Consider the following 19,341-nt stretch of genomic DNA (forward strand, 5'->3'; position numbering starts at 1 on the left):
GTAGATGGAGAACGAGGAGAAGCTTCTCGGGTATCTGAAGCGGGCCACCACCGATCTGCGTGAGGCCCGCCGGCAGCTGCGCCAAGCCGAGCGGCGGGAGTACGACCCGATCGCCATCGTCGGTATGAGCTGCCGCTTCCCGGGTGGTGTGGATGGTCCGTCGGCGCTGTGGCAACTCCTCGCCGACGGGACCGACGCCGTCTCCGACTTCCCCGACGACCGGGGCTGGAACGTCGAGGAAATCTACGACCCCGACGATTCCAAGCCCGGCAAGACGTACGCGCGGACCGGTGGGTTCCTTTCCGACGCCGCACTTTTCGATGCCGATTTCTTCGGCATTTCCCCCCGCGAGGCCCTCGCCATGGACCCGCAGCAGCGGCTGTTGCTGGAGGCGTCCTGGGAGGCGTTCGAATCGGCCGGCATCGACCCGACGTCGGCGCGTGGCAGCCGTACCGGGGTGTTCGCCGGGCTGATGTACCTCGACTATTCGAGCCGGCTGCCGGTGATCCCCGCCGAGTTGGAGGGCTTCATCGGCAACGGCAACACCGGCAGCATCTTCACCGGCCGGGTCGCCTACGTGCTGGGTCTCGAAGGCCCGGCGATCACCGTGGACACCGCCTGCTCGTCGTCGCTGGTCGCGCTGCACCTGGCGATCCAGGCGCTGCGCCGCGAGGAGTGCACCATGGCGTTGGCCGGCGGGGTGACGGTGATGGCCACCCCGGAGACCTTCGTCGACTTCAGCCGGCAGCGGGGGCTGGCCGCCGACGGCCGGTGCAAGCCGTTCGCCGCCGCCGCCGACGGCACCGGCTGGGCCGAGGGCGTCGGGGTGCTGCTGGTCGAGCGGCTCAGCGACGCGCAGCGTCTCGGGCACCGGGTACTGGCCGTGGTCCGTGGCAGCGCGGTCAACCAGGACGGCGCGAGCAGCGGGCTCACCGCCCCCAACGGCCCGTCGCAACGCCGGGTCATCGCCGACGCCCTGGCCAATGCGCGGCTCACCGCCGACCAGGTGGACGTCGTCGAGGCGCACGGCACCGGCACCCGGCTCGGCGACCCGATCGAGGCGCAGGCACTGCTCGCCACCTACGGACGGGACCGGGAGCAGCCGCTCTGGCTGGGCTCGGTGAAGTCGAACATCGGGCACACCCAGGCTGCCGCCGGGGCCGCCGGAGTGATCAAGATGGTGTTGGCGATGCAGCACGGCATGCTGCCCCGCACCCTGCACATCGACCGGCCCACCCCCCACGTCGACTGGACGGCAGGCGACGTCCGGTTGCTCACCGACCCGGTCGCCTGGCCGGAGACCGGGCGCCCCCGCCGGGCGGCGGTGTCCTCGTTCGGGCTCAGCGGCACCAATGCCCACGTGGTGCTGGAACAGGCCCCACCGGCCGAGGCCGTCGAGCCGGACGACGGCACCGCACCGACGCCGGCCACCGAGCCGTCGGTGCTGCTCTGGCCGCTGTCGGCCCGGTCGGCGGACGCGCTGGCCGGACAGGCCACCCGGCTGGGCGCCTTCCTGACCGACGAGCGTCCGGTGGACGTCGGGTTCTCGCTGGGCGTCGGTCGGGCCGGGTTGGAGTTCCGTGGGGTGGCGGTCGGCCGGGAGGCCGCCGACCTGTCCGCCGGTTTGGAGGCCCTGGCCACGGGCACCGGCCTGTCGGGTCGGGCCACCAGCGGTTGTACGGCGGTGTTGTTCACGGGTCAGGGTGCGCAGCGGGTCGGGATGGGTCGTGAGTTGGCGGAAGCCTTCCCGGTGTTTTCGCAAACGTTGGACGAGGTGTGTGCCGCGTTCGGGTCGTTGCTCGACGGTGATCTGCGGGAGGTGATGTTCGCGGATCCGGATGGTGTGTTGGATCGGACGGGGTGGACGCAGCCGGCGTTGTTCGCGGTCGAGGTGGCGTTGTTCCGGTTGGCGGAGTCGTGGGGGTTGAAGCCGGATTTCGTGGCGGGTCATTCGATCGGTGAGTTGGCTGCCGCCCACGTGGCGGGGGTGTGGTCGTTGGGGGATGCCTGCCGGGTGGTGGCGGCGCGTGGTGGTCTGATGCAGGCGCTTCCGGCGGGTGGGGCGATGTTGGCGATCGCCGCTCCGCTGGCTGAGTTGGATCTGGGTGACGTGGATGTGGCGGCGGTGAATGGCCCTCGTGCGGTGGTGGTGTCGGGCACGGAGGAGCAGATTGCGGGGTTGGAGTCTCGTCTTGAGGTGAAGACGCGTCGGTTGCGGGTGTCGCATGCGTTCCACTCGCACCTGATGGATCCGATGCTCACCGAGTACGGGCGGGTCGTGGACGGCGTGACCGCGAATTCGGCGGGCATTCCGCTGGTGTCGACTGCGACAGGTGATCTCGCTACCGACGACGAGTTGGGTTCGGTCGGGTACTGGCGGGGTCAGGTGCGGGGGACGGTGCGGTTCGCCGAGGCGGTGGCTGCTCTCGCGGCGCGGGGTGTGACGCGGTTCGTGGAGATCGGGCCGGACAGTGTGCTGACCGCGATGGTGGCCGACTGTGTGGAGGACGCCACCGCCATCGCCCTCCAGCGGCGCAAACGCGAGCAGGCAGGTGCGGCGCAGCCGCACGACGACGGTCAGGTCGAGGCGTACGCCACCGGGATGGCGCAGGCGTGGATCAGCGGAATCACCCTCGACTGGGCTGTCGTGAACCCGGGTGGCCGGACCGTCGACCTGCCCACCTACGCCTTCCAGCACCGGCGGTACTGGCTCGACCTGCCCCCCGGCGTCGGTGACACCACCGGACTCGGCCAGCTACCCGCCGGACACCCGATGCTCGGAGCGGTAGTCGACCTGCCCGGCAACGGTGGCGTGGTGCTCACCGGCCGGCTCTCCCGCACCGTCCAGCCGTGGCTCGCCGACCACGCGGTCTTCGACACCGTCCTCGTCCCCGGCACCGGACTGGTCGAACTCGCCCTGCGTGCGGGCGACGAGGTCGGCTGTCCCGTGCTCGACGAGTTGACCATCAGCGCGCCGCTGGTGCTGCCGGCCGACGGCGGCCTGGCCCTGCGGGTGACCGTCGACGCCGCCGACGAGAGCGGCGCGCGTACGCTCGGCATTTGGAGCCGGGCCGACGACGCGGCCGACGACACCGACTGGACCCCGCACGCCGAAGGGGTCCTGGTCCGGCAGGCGGGGGCCGACCCGGCCGCCGCCGACCTCACCGAGTGGCCGCCCGCCGCCGCCGAACCCGTCGACCTCGACGGCCTCTACGACCGGCTGCGCGACCACGGCTACGGCTACGGGCCGGTGTTCCAGGGGTTGCGCGCGGTGTGGCGGCGCGGTGACGGCGACGCCGCGGAGGTCTGGGCCGAGGCCGCACTGCCCGAGGTGGCCGCCGCCGACGCGTCCCGGTTCCTGCTGCACCCGGCGCTGCTCGACGCAGCCCTGCACGCCAACCTGGTCGACGAGGGCGCGGGCGACACCCCGCTGCCGTTCTCCTGGCGCGGGGTCACCCTGCACGCCGCGCACGCCGCCACCCTGCGCATCCGGATCTCCCCGGCCACCGGTGACAAGCTGGCCGTCACCGTCGCCGACGGCCACGGCAACCCGGTCGCGACCATCGACCAGTTGGTCGTCCGCCCGGTCGCCGCCGACGCGCTCGACGCCGCCGCCCGCAGCCAGCACCGCCACCTGTACGAAGTCGACTGGCAGGCGGTCCCCGCCCCGGACGCCCCCACCGACAACTGGACCCTGCTCGACGTCGACGCGGAACTGCCCGAGGAGGCGCCCGACACCGTCGTGGTCACCCTCGACCCGTCCGGCACCCCGCCGGCCGCCGTGCACGAGGCGACCGCCCGCCTGCTGGGGCTGCTGCGCCGCTGGCTCACCCACCCGGGGTACGCCCACAGCACGCTGGCCCTGCTCACCCGGGACGCGACGGGTGCGGGTGACACCCCGGTCGACCCCGCCGCGGCGGCCCTGTGGGGGCTGGTCCGGGCGGCCGAGGCCGAACACCCCGGCCGGTTCGTCCTGGTCGACACCGACGACGGCGGCACCGACCACCTGACGGCGGCACTGGCCACCGGCGAACCCGAGGTGGCCGTCCGCGACGGTCAGCTGCTGGTGCCCCGGCTGACCCGGGTGGGCACCGACGTGCCCGCCGACAGCAGCGGGTGGCCCACCGACCGCACCGTCCTGATCACCGGTGGACTCGGCGGGCTGGGCAGCCTCGTCGCCCGACACCTGGTCACCCGGCACGGCGTACGCCGGCTGCTGCTGACCGGGCGCGGTGGCGCGGCCACCCCCGGCGCGACGGAACTGGTCGCGGACCTCACCGCCGCCGGCGCGGACGTGACGGTCGCCGCCTGCGACGTCGCCGACCGGGACGCGGTTGCCGCCCTGCTCGCCGACCATCGGGTCGGCGCGGTGGTGCACGCCGCCGGCACCGCCGAGAACGCGCTGGTCGACGCCCTCACCCCCGAGCAACTGCACCGGGTGCTGCGGCCCAAGGTGGACGCCGCCTGGCACCTGCACGACCTCACCCGCGACCACGACCTGACCGCCTTCGTGCTGGTCTCCTCGTCGGCGGGCTGGGTGGCCGGGGCCGGGCAGGGCAACTACGCGGCCGCGAACCTCTTCCTCGACGCGCTCGCCCAACGCCGCCGCGCCGACGGGCTGCCCGCCACCTCGCTGGCCTACGGCCTCTGGGCCACCGGCACCGGGATGGGCGGTCACCTCGACGACGCCGACCTGCACCGGATGCGCCGGCTCGGAATGCCCGCGATGAGCACCGACGAGGGGCTGGCGTTGTTCGACGCGGCCGTCGCCGCCGGGCGGGCCACGACCGTACCGGTGCGGCTCGACCTGGACGCGTTGCGGCGGCGCACCGACGCGCTGCCCGCCGTGCTGCGCGGCCTGGTCCGCACCCCGGCCCGGCCGACCGCCGTCGGCGCGGGCACCGCGGCCGGCGGCCCGCCGCTGGCCCAGCGGCTCGCCGGCCTCTCCGACGTCGACCGGGACACCCTGCTGCTCGACCTGGTCCGCACGCACGCCGCCGCCGTGCTCGGCTTCCCCGGCCCGGCCTCGGTGGAACCCGGCCGCGCGTTCAAGGACCTCGGCTTCGACTCCCTCGCCGCCGTCGAGTTCCGCAACGTGCTCAGCACCGTCACCGGGCTGCGACTGCCCGCCACCCTCGTCTTCGACCACCCGGAACCCACCGCCCTGGCCCGCGCGCTCAAGGCCGACCTGGTGGTGCCCGACGCCGATCCGGCCGGTGCGGTGCTCGCCGACCTCGACCGGCTGGAGAAGGCCCTGACCGAGGTGCCCGGCACGGAACACGCCCGGCTCACCGCCCGGCTGGAGGCGGTGCTGCGCGGCTGGCAGGACCGCACCGGCCGCCCCGACGACGACACCCCGCACGACTACGAGTCCGCCACCGACGAGGAACTGTTCGACGTGCTGGAGAACGAGCTCGGCCTCTCCTGACGGCAGTCTCCGACGAACCTCCGGCGCGGGAAAGATTGGTGTGAACGATGGCGAACGACGACAAGCTCCGGACCTTCCTCAAGCGCGCTACCGCTGAACTGCAACAGGCCAACCGGCGGCTGCGTGAGGTGGAGAGCCGGGACCAGGAGCCGATCGCGATCGTCGGCATGGGCTGCCGCTACCCCGGCGGGGTCCGGTCGCCGGAGGACCTGTGGCGACTCGTCGCCGACGGCACCGACGCCATCTCCGGCTTCCCCACCGACCGGGGCTGGGACGTCGACGGCATCTACGACCCGGAACCCGGCAAGCCCGGCAAGAGCTACACCCGGCACGGTGGTTTCCTCTACGACGCCGCCGACTTCGACCCGGGGTTCTTCGGGATGAGCCCCCGGGAGGCGGTGGAGACGGACCCGCAGCAGCGGCTGCTGCTGGAGGCGTCCTGGGAGGCGTTCGAGCACGGCGGCATCGACCCGGCCGCCCTCAAGGGCACCGCCACCGGGGTGTTCGTCGGCGTGATGCACCACGACTACGTCGACAGCACCACCTCCGGCAGCCTCGTCTCCGGGCGGGTCGCCTACAACCTCGGCCTGGAGGGGCCGGCGATCACCGTCGACACCGCCTGCTCGTCGTCGTCGGTGGCGATGCACCTGGCCTGCCAGTCGCTGCGCAAGGAGGAGTGCGGGCTGGCCCTGGCCGGCGGGGTCGCCGTGATGGCCACCCCGCAGCTCTTCGTCGAGTTCAGCAAGCAACGCGCGCTGTCCCCGGACGGCAGGTGCCGCTCCTTCGGTGACGGCGCGGACGGCGCGGCCTGGTCCGAGGGGGTCGGGGTGCTGGTGCTGGAGCGGCTCTCCGACGCGCAGCGCAACGGGCACCGCGTCTACGGGCTGATCCGGGGTTCGGCGGTGAACCAGGACGGTGCCAGCAACGGGTTGACCGCGCCGAACGGGCCGGCCCAGCAGCGGGTGATCCGGGCGGCGCTGGCCAACGCCCGGCTCTCCGTCGCCGACGTGGACGCCGTCGAGGCGCACGGCACCGGCACCACCCTCGGTGACCCGATCGAGGCGCAGGCGGTCCTCGCCACCTACGGCCGGGACCGGGAGACGCCGCTCTTCCTCGGCTCGATCAAGTCCAACATCGGGCACGCCCAGGCCGCCGCCGGCGTCGCCAGCGTGATCAAGATGGTGATGGCGATGCGGCACGGCACGCTGCCGCGCACGCTGCACGCCGAGACGCCGTCGCGGCAGGTCGACTGGACTGCCGGGGACGTCCGGCTGCTGACCGAGGCGGTCGACTGGCCGGCGGTGGACCGGCCCCGCCGGGCGGGCGTGTCGTCGTTCGGCATCAGCGGCACCAACGTGCACCTCATCGTCGAGCAGGCCCCGCCCGTCGAGGCCGCCCCGCCGGGGCCGACCCCGCCGGTCGTCCTCTGGCCGGTGTCGGGGCGTTCCCGCGAGGGGATGGCTCGCCAGGCCGCCCGGATCGCCGGGTTCGCCGCCGACACCGACGAGCGTCAGGTGGACGTCGGGTTCTCGCTGGGTGTCGGTCGGGCCGGGTTGGAGTTCCGTGGGGTGGCGGTCGGCCGGGAGGCCGCCGAGCTGTCCGCCGGCCTCGACGCCCTGTCCGCCGGTGGTGGCCCGTCGGGTCGGATCACCACCGGTCGTACGGCGGTGTTGTTCACGGGTCAGGGTGCGCAGCGGGTCGGGATGGGTCGTGAGCTGGCGGAAGCGTTCCCGGTGTTCGCGCAGGCGTTGGACGAGGTGTGTGCGGCGTTCGCCCCGTTGCTGGGTGGTGACCTGCGGGAGGTGATGTTCGCCGATCCGGATGGTGTGTTGGATCAGACGGGGTGGACGCAGCCGGCGTTGTTCGCGGTCGAGGTGGCGTTGTTCCGGTTGGCGGAGTCGTGGGGGTTGAAGCCGGATTTCGTGGCGGGTCATTCGATCGGTGAGTTGGCCGCCGCGCACGTGGCGGGGGTGTGGTCGTTGGGGGATGCCTGCCGGGTGGTGGCGGCGCGTGGTGGTCTGATGCAGGCGCTTCCGGCGGGTGGGGCGATGCTGGCCATCGCCGCGCCCCTGGACGAGCTGGACCTCGGTGACATCGACGTGGCGGCGGTGAACGGTCCCCGGGCGGTCGTCGTGTCCGGTACCGAGGAGCAGGTCGCGGGGTTGGAGTCTCGTCTTGAGGTGAAGACCCGCCGCCTGCGGGTGTCGCACGCCTTCCACTCGCACCTGATGGACCCGATGCTCACCGAGTACGGGCAGGTGGTCGACGGGGTGACCGCGAATCCGGCGGGCATCCCGCTGGTGTCGACCGCGACCGGCGACCTCGCCACCGACGACGAGTTGGGTTCGGTCGGCTACTGGCAGGGCCAGGTGCGGGGCACCGTCCGGTTCGCCGACGCCGTCGCTGCCCTGGCGGCCCGTGGGGTGACCCGGTTCGTGGAGATCGGGCCGGACAGTGTGCTCACCGCGATGGTGGCCGAGTGCGTGCAGGACGTTGCGGCGATCGCGTTGCAGCGGCGGGACCGGGAACAGGTCGCCGCGTACGCCACCGGGATGGCGCAGGCGTGGATCAGCGGCGTCGACCTCGACTGGACGGCCGTGCACCCGGGGGCGCGGCAGGTCGAGCTGCCCAGCTACGCCTTCGCCCGTCAGCGGTACTGGCTGGCCGCCCCCACCGCCGCACCGACCACCGTCACCGACGACTGGCGCTACCGGGTCGTGTGGCGGGCCACCGACCTGCCCACCGGGCCGGAACTCATCGGCGACTGGTGGCTCGTCACCCCGGAGACGCTCACCGACGACCCCCGGGTCACCGCCGTGGCCGACGCGCTCGCCACCCGGGGCGCCACCGTCACCCGGCTCACCGGCACCGACCCGCTCGCCGGCCGCGGCACCCCCACCGGGATCGTGTCCCTGCTCGGCCTCGACGACACCCCTGACCCGTACGATGCCGGGCTGTCCGCCGGGGTCACCGGCACCGTACGACTGGTGCAGGCCCTCGCCGCCGCCGACGTCACCGGCCGGCTCTGGTGCCTCACCACCGGCGGCGTCGCCGTCGACAGGTACGAGGACCTGCCGCACGCCGCGCAGGCCGGCCTCTGGGGCCTCGGCACGGTGCTCTCCCTCGACTACCCCGGCTGGTGGGGTGGCCTGGTCGACCTGCCCGCCGACTGGACACCCGACACCCCCGACCGGCTCGTCGACGTGCTCGCCGACGGCGGCGAGGACCAGGTGGCCCTGCGTGACGCCGGGGTGCTGGCCCGCCGGATGGTGCGCTGGCCCGTCGCCGGCAGCCCCGAACGACGCTTCCGGCCCACCGGCACGGTGCTGGTCACCGGCGGCACCGGCGGCATCGGCGCGCACCTCACCGAATGGCTCCTCGACCAGGGGGCCGAGCGGGTGGTGCTGGCCAGCCGGCGCGGACCCGCCGCCCCCGGGGCCGCCGCCCTGGCCGCCAGGCTGCCCGGCGTCGAGGTCGTCGCCTGCGACGTCGCCGACCGGGACGCGGTCGCCGCGCTGCTCGACGGGATCGGCGACGAGCTGACCGCCGTCTTCCACGCCGCCGGGGTGCTCTACGATCCGGCCCCGCTCGGCGAAACCAGCCTCGACGACTTCGCCGCCGTGTGCCGGGCCAAGGTGCTCGGCGCGACCCACCTCGACGCGCTGCTCGGCGACCGGCCGCTGGACGCGTTCGTGCTGTTCGCCTCCGGCGCGGCCGTCTGGGGCAGCGCCGGGCAGGCCGCCTACGGCACCGGCAACGCCTGGCTGGACGCGCTGGCCCACCAGCGCCGCCGTCGGGGCCGTACCGCCACCTCGGTCGCCTGGGGCACCTGGGGCGGCGGTGGCATGGTCGACGAAGAAGCCACCGAACACCTCCTGCGGCAGGGCACCCCGCCGATGGAACCGCGCCTCGCCCTCGGCGCGTTGCAGCAGGTTCTCGACCACGACGAGAGCCACCTCGTGGTCACCGACATCGACTGGGCCCGGTTCACCCCGATCTACACCCTGGCCCGGCCCCGGCCGCTGCTCGCCGCGCTCCCCGAGGCCCAGCCGGGCCCGGCCGTCGCCGCCCCGGCCGCGTCCCCCGACACCTCAGTGCTGGCCGGGCTGCCCGACGCCGAGCGGCTGCCGTACCTGTTGGACACCGTGCGTACCCAGGTCGCCGCCGTCCTCGGGTACGACGCGACGACCAGCGTGGACGTCCAGCGGCCGTTCCGGGAACTCGGCTTCGACTCGCTGACCGCCGTGGAGCTGCGCAACGCCCTCGGCGCGGCCGTCGGGCTGCGCCTGCCGGCCACCATGGTCTACGACCACCCGACCCCGGCCGTGCTGGCCCGCCACCTCTACGACGAACTCGTCGGCACCACCTCCCCGGCCACCGTCGCGACCGGCGTCGGCGGGTCCGACCCCGACGAGCCGATCGCGATCATCGGAATGAGCTGCCGCTACCCCGGTGGCGTCCGGTCCCCGGAGGACCTGTGGCGGCTCGTCGACAGCGGCACCGACGCGATCAGCCCGTTCCCGGTCGACCGGGGCTGGGACACCGACGCGCTCTTCGACGCCGACCCGGACCAGCCGGGCACCAGCTACGTACGCTCCGGCGGCTTCGTCTACGAGGCGGGCGCGTTCGACGCCGAGTTCTTCGGCATCTCGCCCCGCGAGGCGATCGCCATGGACCCGCAGCAGCGGCTGATGCTGGAGGTCACCTGGGAGGCGTGCGAGCGGGCCGGGATGGACCCGGAGGCGCTGCGCGGCAGCCCCGTCGGCGTGTTCGTCGGCTCCGGCGCCCAGGACTACGGTGACCTGCTCGGCCTCGCCCCCGCCGAGTCGGAGGCGTACCTGAGCACCGGCAGTTCCGCGTCGGTGATCTCCGGCCGGGTGTCGTACGCCTTCGGGTTCGAGGGGCCGTCGATGACCGTCGACACGGCGTGTTCCTCGTCGCTGGTCGCGCTGCACCTCGCCAGCCAGGCGCTACGGGCCGGGGAGTGCGCCACCGCCATCGCCGGCGGCGTGCTGGTGATGTCGAACCCCACCCCGTTCGTGGCGTTCAGCCGGCAGCGGGGGCTCGCCCCCGACGGCCGGTGCAAGTCGTTCTCCGACGACGCCGACGGCACCGGCTGGTCCGAGGGCGTCGGGGTGCTGATGCTGGAGCGGCTCTCCGACGCGCAGCGCAACGGACACCGCGTCTACGGGCTGATCCGGGGTTCGGCCGTCAACCAGGACGGCGCGTCGAACGGGCTGACCGCACCGAACGGGCCGGCCCAGCAGCGGGTGATCCGGGCGGCGCTGGCCAACGCCCGGATCACCCCCGACGAGGTCGACGCCGTCGAGGCGCACGGCACCGGCACCACCCTCGGTGACCCGATCGAGGCGCAGGCGCTGCTCGCCACGTACGGCCGGGACCGGGACCGGCCACTGTGGCTCGGCTCGATCAAGTCGAACATGGGCCACGCCCAGGCCGCCGCCGGCATGGCCGGTGTGATCAAGATGGTGATGGCGCTGCGGCACGGCACGCTGCCCCGCACCCTGCACGCCGAGACGCCGTCACGGCAGGTCGACTGGGCCGCCGGGGACGTCCGGCTGCTGACCGAGCCGGTCGACTGGCCGGCCGGCGACCGCCCGCGCCGGGCCGGGGTGTCATCGTTCGGCATCAGCGGCACCAACGCCCACGTGATCGTGGAGGAGGCCCCGCCGGCCGAGCCCGCCGGACCGGCCGGGACCCCCGAGCCGCCGGTGGCGCTCTGGCCGCTGTCCGCCCGGTCGGCCGGTGCGCTGGCCGAGCAGGCCGGCCGCCTGCGTGACTTCGTCACCGACGAGCGGCCGGTCGACGTCGGGCACTCGCTGGCCGTCGGTCGCGCGGCCCTGGACCACCGGGCCGTCGTCGTGGGTGGCACGGCGGCTGAGTTGTCCGCCGGTTTGGATGCCCTGGTGTCCGGCACCGGCGTGTCGGGTCGGGCCACCAGCGGTCGTACGGCGGTGTTGTTCACGGGTCAGGGTGCGCAGCGGGTCGGGATGGGTCGTGAGCTGGCGGAAGCCTTTCCGGTGTTCGCGCAGGCGTTGGACGAGGTGTGTGCGGCGTTCGGGTCGTTGCTGGGTGGTGATCTGCGGGAGGTGATGTTCGCCGATCCGGATGGTGTTCTCGATCGGACGGGGTGGACGCAGCCGGCGTTGTTCGCGGTCGAGGTGGCCCTGTTCCGTCTCGCGGAGTCGTGGGGGTTGAAGCCGGATTTCGTGGCGGGGCACTCGATCGGTGAGTTGGCTGCCGCCCACGTGGCGGGGGTGTGGTCGTTGGGGGATGCCTGCCGGGTGGTGGCGGCGCGTGGTGGTCTGATGCAGGCGCTTCCGGCGGGTGGGGCGATGTTGGCGATCGCCGCTCCGCTGGATGAGTTGGATCTGGGTGACGTGGATGTGGCGGCGGTGAATGGCCCTCGTGCGGTGGTGGTGTCGGGCACGGAGGAGCAGATTGCGGGGTTGGAGTCTCGTCTTGAGGTGAAGACGCGTCGGTTGCGGGTGTCGCATGCGTTCCACTCGCACCTGATGGATCCGATGCTGGCCGAGTATGGGCAGGTGGTCGACGGGGTGACCGCGAGCCCGGCGGGCATTGCGTTGGTGTCGACCGCGACCGGTGATCTCGCTACCGACGACGAGTTGGGCAGCGCCGGTTACTGGCGGGGTCAGGTGCGGGGGACGGTGCGGTTCGCCGACGCGGTGGCTGCTCTCGCGGCGCGGGGTGTGACGCGGTTCGTGGAGATCGGGCCGGACAGTGTGCTGACCGCGATGGTCGCCGACTGCGTCGACGACGCGGTGGCCGTCGCGTTGCAGCGGCGGGACCGGGAGCAGGTCGCCGCGTACGCGACCGGGATGGCGCAGGCGTGGATCAGCGGCGTCGACCTGGACTGGACGGCCGTCAACCCCGGCGGCCGGACCGTCGACCTGCCCACCTACGCCTTCCAGCACCAGCGGTACTGGATCGAGCCCGAGACCACCACCGGAACCGGCACCGGCGACGCCGACGGCGGGTTCTGGGACGCCGTCGACCGGGGCGACACCGACGTGCTCGCCGACGGGCTCGGCGTCGCCCCAGGCGTCGTCACCGAGGTGCTGCCCGGCCTCGCCGCCTGGCGGGCCCGGCAACGGGACGCCGCCACCGTGGACGACTGGCGGTACCGGGTGGTGTGGCGCTCCACCGAACTGCCCGACGGCGGCGACCTGACCGGCACCTGGTGGCTCGTCGTACCGGCCGCGTCGACAGGCGACGCCCGGGTGTCCGCCCTCGCCGCCGGCCTGGCCAACCGGGGTGCCGACGTCGTCACCGTCACCGGCACCGACCTGCCCGCCGGGGACACCCCCGCCGGGGTGGTGTCCCTGCTCGCCCTCGACGACACCCCGGACGCCACCGACGCCGGGCTCTCCGTCGGCGTCACCGACACCGTCGCGCTGATCCAGGCGCTCACCGCCACCGACTTCGCCGGCCGGGTCTGGTGCCTCACCGCCGGTGGGGTCGCCGTCGACCGGTTCGAGGAGCTGCCGCACCCCGTGCAGGGCGCGCTGTGGGGGCTCGGCACCGTGCTCTCCCTGGAATACCCGCACTCCTGGGGTGGTCTGGTCGACCTGCCCACCGACTGGACCGAGGAGCACGTCGCGCGGCTCGTCGACGTCCTCGCCGCCGGTGCGGAGGACCAGGTGGCCGTCCGTACCGCCGGGGTGCTGGCCCGGCGGCTGGTCCGCTGGCCGGCCGCCGGCAGCCCCGAGCGGCACTACACCCCCACCGGCACGGTGCTGGTCACCGGTGGCACCGGTGGTATCGGCGGGCACCTGACCGAGTGGCTGGTCGGTCAGGGTGCGCGGCGGGTGGTGTTGGCGAGCCGGCGTGGTCCGGCGGCGTCGGGTGCGGCGGAGTTGATGGCCCGGCATCCGGGTGTCGAGGTGGTGGCGTGTGACGTGGCGGACCGGGACGCGGTGGTCGCGCTGCTGGCCGACCTCGGTGACGAGCTGACCGCCGTGTTCCACGCCGCCGGGGTGCTGCACCAGGAGAAGTCACTGCCGGAGACCAGCGTGGCCGAGTTCGCCGAGGTGTGCCGGGCGAAGGTGCTCGGTGCGGTGCACCTGGACGAACTGCTGGCCGACCGGTCGTTGGACGCGTTCGTGGTGTTCTCCTCCGGTGCCGCGGTGTGGGGCAGCGCCGGGCAGGCGGGCTACGCGACGGCGAACGCGTACCTCGACGCGTTGGCGCACCGCCGGCGCAGCCGGGGCGCGGTCGCCACCTCGGTCGCCTGGGGCAGCTGGGCCGGCGGCGGGATGGCCGACGGGGAGGCCACCGCGCACCTGCGCCGGCAGGGCACCCCGCCGATGGAACCCAGGCTCGCCGTCCGGGCGCTGCGGGAGGCCCTCGACCACGACGAGAGCCACCTCGTCGTCGCCGACATCGACTGGGCCCGGTTCACCCCCGTCTACACCCTGTCCCGGCCCCGGCCGCTGCTGGCCGCGCTGCCCGACGCCCAACCCGAGACCGAGACGGCCGCCCCGGCCGCGGTGACCGCCGACCTCGCCGGCCGGCTGGTCGCCATGCCCGCACCGGACCGCCTGGGCACCGTCCTGGCACTGGTCCGCGACCAGGTCGCCGCCGTCCTCGGGTACGCCTCCGGCGCGGACGTCGACCCGGAGCGGGCGTTCAAGGAGACCGGCTTCGACTCGCTGACCGCCGTCGAGCTGCGCAACCGGCTCACCACCGAGACGGCGCTGCGGCTGCCCGCCACCCTGGTCTTCGACTACCCGACCCCGACCGAGCTGGCCCAGCAACTGCTCACCGAGCTGGTGCCCGCCGACGCCGGGGGCGTCACCCTGCTCGACGACCTCGACCGGCTCCAGGCCGCGCTGTCCACCCTGGACGCCGACGCGGTGGCCGCTCTCGACGAGAGCACCCGGGCCGGGGTGGGGGAGCGACTGCGCACCATGCTCGCGGCGTGGACCGCCGGTCAACGTCCGGCCGAGGTCGCCAGCGTCACCGAGGAGCTCGACACGGCCTCCGACGACGACCTCTTCGACTTCATCGACAGCAAGTTCGGCACCTCATGATCCGTCCGCTCCGTCGGCGCCGTCCGGGAATGGGTTCCTGATGTCCAACGAACAGAAGCTTCGTGACTACCTGCGGCGGGTCACGGCCGACCTGCACGAGACCAGCGAGCGGCTCCGCGACATCGAGGAGCGCGCCGCCGAGCCGATCGCCATCGTCGGCATGGGCTGCCGCTACCCCGGCGGGATCGACTCGCCCGAGGCCCTGTGGGACCTCGTCGTGGCCGGCACCGACGCCATCTCCGGCATGCCCACCGACCGGGGCTGGGACCTCGACCGGCTCTACGACCCGGACCCGGACCACCCCGGCACCAGCTACACCCGCGAGGGCGGCTTCCTCTACGACGCCGCCGACTTCGACCCCACCTTCTTCGGCATCTCGCCCCGCGAGGCCGCCGAGATGGACCCGCAGCAGCGGCTGTTCCTGGAGACGTCCTGGGAGGCGTTGGAGCGGGCCGGTATCGACCCGCTGTCGCTCAAGGGCAGCCCCACCGCCGTGTTCACCGGCGTCGTCTACCACGACTACCCGAACAGCTGGGGCGCCGGCAGCATCGTCTCCGGCCGGCTGTCCTACACCCTCGGGATGGAGGGGCCGGCGGTCACCGTCGACACCGGCTGCTCGTCGTCGCTGGTCGCCCTGCACTGGGCGTGTCAGTCGCTGCGCGCCGGGGAGTCGTCGCTCGCCATCGCCGGTGGGGTCACCGTGATCGGCACCCCCGACGCGTTCGTCGAGTTCTCTCGGCAGCGGGCACTGTCCTTCGACGGCCGGTGCAAGGCGTTCGCCGACACCGCCGACGGCACCGGCTGGGCCGAGGGCGCGGGCGTGCTGGTGCTGGAACGGCTCTCCGACGCCCGCCGCAACGGGCACCCGGTGCTCGCCGTCGTGCGCGGCTCCGCGATCAACCAGGACGGCGCGTCCAACGGCCTGACCGCCCCCAACGGGCCCTCCCAGCGCCGGGTCATCCGGGCCGCGCTGGCCAACGCCCGCCTCGCCGCCCAGGAGATCGACGCGGTCGAGGCGCACGGCACCGGCACCCGGCTCGGCGACCCGATCGAGGCGCAGGCGCTGTTCGCCACGTACGGCCGGGACCGGCCCGCCGACCGGCCGCTCTGGCTCGGCTCGCTGAAGTCCAACATCGGCCACTCGCAGGCCGCCGCCGGGGTCGGCGGGGTGATCAAGATGGTGCAGGCGATGCGGCACGGGCTGCTGCCCCGCACCCTGCACGTCGACGAGCCCAGCAGCGAGATCGACTGGTCACCCGGCACGGTACGGCTGCTCACCGAGCCGATGGACTGGCCGCAGACCGGCGGGGCCCGCCGCTGCGCGGTCTCCTCCTTCGGTATCAGCGGCACCAACGCGCACGTCGTGCTGGAAGAGGTGCCCCCGGCCGACGAGGAAGCAGAGCCGGCCACCCCGCCCGTGCTGCCGTGGGTGGTCTCCGGGTACACCGACCAGGCGCTGCGCGCCCAGGCCGAGCGGCTGCTGTCCCACCTGGACGCCGCGCCGGCCGAGCCCGCCGCGGTGGGTCGTACGCTGGCCGGCCGGGCCCGGCTCGCGCACCGGGCCGTGGTGCTCGGTGCGGACCTGCCGCAGTTGCGGGCCGGGCTCGCCCCGGTCGCCGCCGGTCAGCCCGCGCCGAACGCGGTCACCGGCACCGCCGACGCCACCGGCCGGATCGTCTTCGTCTTCCCCGGCCAGGGCGCCCAGTGGGTCGGCATGGCCGCCGCGTTGCTGGACTCCTCGCCGGTCTTCGCCGAGCAGATGGCCCGCTGCGCCACCGAGCTGCGCGCCTACGTCGACTGGGACCTGCTCGACGTGGTCCGTGGGGTGCCCGGCGCGCCCTCCCTGGAGTGGGTGGACGTCGTCCAGCCCGCCCTGTGGGCGATGATGGTCTCCCTCGCCGCCACCTGGCGCAGCTACGGCGTGGAACCCGACGCGGTGGTCGGCCACTCGCAGGGTGAGATCGCCGCCGCCTGCGTGGCCGGCGGACTCTCCCTGGCCGACGGGGCGCGGGTGGTGACCCTGCGCAGCCGGGCCATCGGCGAGAAGCTGGCCGGCCGGGGTGGCATGGTCTCGGTCGGGCTGCCCGCCGACCGGGCGCAGGAGCGGATCGCCCAGTGGGCGGGCGACATCTCCCTCGCCGTGGTCAACGGTGCCGGGTCGGTGGTGGTCTCCGGCACGCCGGAGGCGCTGCGTGAACTCGTCGCCGCCCTCACTGAGGAGGGGGTACGGGTCAAGCAGGTCGCCGTCGACTACGCCTCGCACTCCGCCCAGGTGGAGCTGCTGGAACACCGGCTGCTGGAGGACCTGGCCCCGATCAACCCGCGCACCGGGACGATCCGGATGCTCTCCACCGTCACCGGCGACTGGGTGGACACCGCCACCCTCGACGCCCGCTACTGGTACGACAACCTCCGCAACACCGTCCGGTTCGACCCGGCGATCCGCTCTCTCGCCGGGCAGGGCTGGACCGGGTTCGTGGAGGTCAGCCCGCACCCGGTGCTCGGCATGGGGATGCAGGAGACGCTGGAGTCGGCGGACCGTCCCACCGTCGTCACCGGCACCCTGCGCCGTGACGACGGTGGCCTGGACCGGCTGCTCACCTCCCTGGCCGAGCTGTACGTCCGGGGCGTCGACGTGGACTGGACCGCCGCCCTGCCCGGCACCCGTCGGGCGGACCTGCCCACCTACGCCTTCCAACACCAGCGTTACTGGATCGCGCCGACCACCGCCGTCCCGGCCGGCGGCGGCACCGACGCCGGGTTCTGGGACGCCGTGGAACGCGCCGACGTCGACCTGCTCGCCGACGGCCTCGGCGTGGACACCGCACTCGTCGGCGAGGTGCTGCCCGGCCTGACGTCGTGGCGGTCCCGGCAGCGCGACGTCGCCACCGTGGACGGCTGGCGCTACCGGGTGGTGTGGCGGCCTGCCGAGGTGCCCACCGGCGGGCAGCTCACCGGCGTGTGGTGGGTGGTCGCCCCGGCGGCGCTGGCCGACGACGAGCGGCTGCGTACGCTCGCCGACGGGTTGGCCGCCCGGGGCGCCGAGGTGGTCACCGTCACCGGCACCGACCACGCCGGCCGGGAGGCCCCCGCCGGGGTGCTCTCCCTGCTCGCCCTCGACGGCGGCCCCGACCCGCTGGGCGTCGGCCTGTCCGCCGGGGTCACCGCCACCGTGTCGCTGGTGCACGCGCTGGCCGCGTCCGACTTCAGCGGTCGGCTCTGGTGCGTCACCGCCGGCGGGGTCGGCGTGGACCGGTTCGAGCCGGTCGCCGACCCCGCCCAGGGTGCCCTGTGGGGTCTGGGCACCGTGCTCTCCCTCGACTACCCCGGCTGGTGGGGCGGCCTGGTCGACCTGCCCGCCGAGTGGACGTCGCAGACCGTCGACCGGCTGGCCGACGTGCTGGCCGGCGGCGACGAGGACCAGGTGGCGCTGCGGGCGGCCGGCACGCTGGCCCGCCGGATGGTCCGCCATCCGGTGACCGGGGCACCCGAACGGCGCTACGCGCCCACCGGCGCCGTCCTGGTCACCGGCGGCACCGGCGGGGTCGGCGGGCACGTCACCGAATGGCTGGTCGGCAACGGCGCGCGGCGGGTGGTGTTGGCGAGCCGGCGTGGTCCGGCGGCGTCGGGTGCGGCGGAGTTGATGGCCCGGCATCCGGGTGTCGAGGTGGTGGCGTGTGACGTGGCGGACCGGGACGCGGTGGCCGCGCTGCTGGCCGACCTCGGTGACGAGCTGACCGCCGTCTTCCATGCCGCCGGGGTGCTGCACCCCGAGGTGCCGTTGGGGCAGACCGGCCTCGACGACTTCGCCGACGTGTGCCGGGCGAAGGTGCTCGGTGCGGTGCACCTGGACGAACTGCTGGCCGACCGGTCGTTGGACGCGTTCGTGGTGTTCTCCTCCGGTGCGGCGGTGTGGGGCAGCGCCGGTCAGGCGGGGTACGCGACCGCGAACGCGTACCTCGACGCGTTGGCGCACCGCCGGCGCAGCCGGGGCGCGGTCGCCACCTCGGTCGCCTGGGGCAGTTGGGGCGGCGGCGGTGGCATGGCCGGCGGCGAGGTCGGCGCGCACCTCGACCGGCTCGGCGTCGGCGTGATGGACCCCCGGCTCGCCGTCGCCGCCCTCGGGCAGGCCCTCGACCACGACGAGAGTCACCTCGTCGTCGCCGACGTCGACTGGGCCCGGTTCACCCCCATCTACACCCTGTCCCGGCCCCGGCCGCTGCTGGCCGAACTGCCCGACGCCGCGCCGGAGGCCGCCGAGGCCACCGACGCGGGGTCGTCGTCGGCGCTCGCCGACCGGCTCGGCACGCTGCCCGAGGCCGAACAGCGCGCCCTGCTGCTGGAGACCGTCCGCACCAACGTGGCCGCCGTGCTCGGCTACGGCGACGCCGAACTGGTCGAGCCGCAACGCGCCTTCAAGGAACTCGGCATGGACTCGGTGACCGCCGTCGAGCTGCGCAACCGGCTCAGCGCCGCCACCGGCGTACGACTCTCCGCCACCCTGGTCTTCGACCACCCCAACCCGACCGCCCTGGCCGACCAGCTCCGGGCCGAACTCGGCTACACCGGTGACACCGCCGGCGGCCTGCTCGCCGAGCTGGACCGGCTGGAGGTCACCGTGGCCGGCCTGACGCCGGAGGAGATCGAACGCAACCGGGTCACCGCCCGGCTCCAGTCGCTGCTGGCGAAGCTCAACGAGACGCTCAGCACGACCACCGGCGTCACCCTCGTCGACCGGCTCGAAACGGCCTCCGCCGACGACGTGTTCGACCTGATCGACAAGGAACTCGGCATGACCTGAGCCGCCACCGCGCTCCCGGAGCAACGTGTCCCGCTGGC

Annotated in this window: 2 protein-coding genes and 1 pseudogene; all 3 read left to right on the forward strand. The window is 74.1% G+C overall.

Going from position 1 to position 19,341, the window contains the following annotated elements; translation table 11 throughout:
- Window positions 1–4: 4 nt before the first annotated feature.
- Window positions 5–5,428 (forward strand): annotated as a pseudogene (locus Q2K16_RS30260) (type I polyketide synthase); the annotation flags it as partial.
- A gap of 47 nt (window positions 5,429–5,475) precedes the next feature.
- Window positions 5,476–14,502, forward strand: coding sequence for a type I polyketide synthase (locus tag Q2K16_RS30265; RefSeq protein WP_302741812.1), 9,027 nt, complete (start codon window positions 5,476–5,478; stop codon window positions 14,500–14,502).
- A gap of 40 nt (window positions 14,503–14,542) precedes the next feature.
- Window positions 14,543–19,303, forward strand: coding sequence for a type I polyketide synthase (locus Q2K16_RS30270; RefSeq protein ID WP_302741814.1), 4,761 nt, complete (start codon window positions 14,543–14,545; stop codon window positions 19,301–19,303).
- Window positions 19,304–19,341: the final 38 nt, after the last annotated feature.

The organism is Micromonospora cynarisoli (assembly GCF_030518815.1).
Taxonomy (GTDB): domain Bacteria; phylum Actinomycetota; class Actinomycetes; order Mycobacteriales; family Micromonosporaceae; genus Micromonospora; species Micromonospora wenchangensis.

Coding starts and splice junctions, on each gene's coding strand:
- Q2K16_RS30265 (WP_302741812.1), top strand. CDS start 5,476: ATGGCGAACGACGACAAGCTCCGGACCTTCCTCAAGCGCGCTACCGCT.
- Q2K16_RS30270 (WP_302741814.1), top strand. CDS start 14,543: ATGTCCAACGAACAGAAGCTTCGTGACTACCTGCGGCGGGTCACGGCC.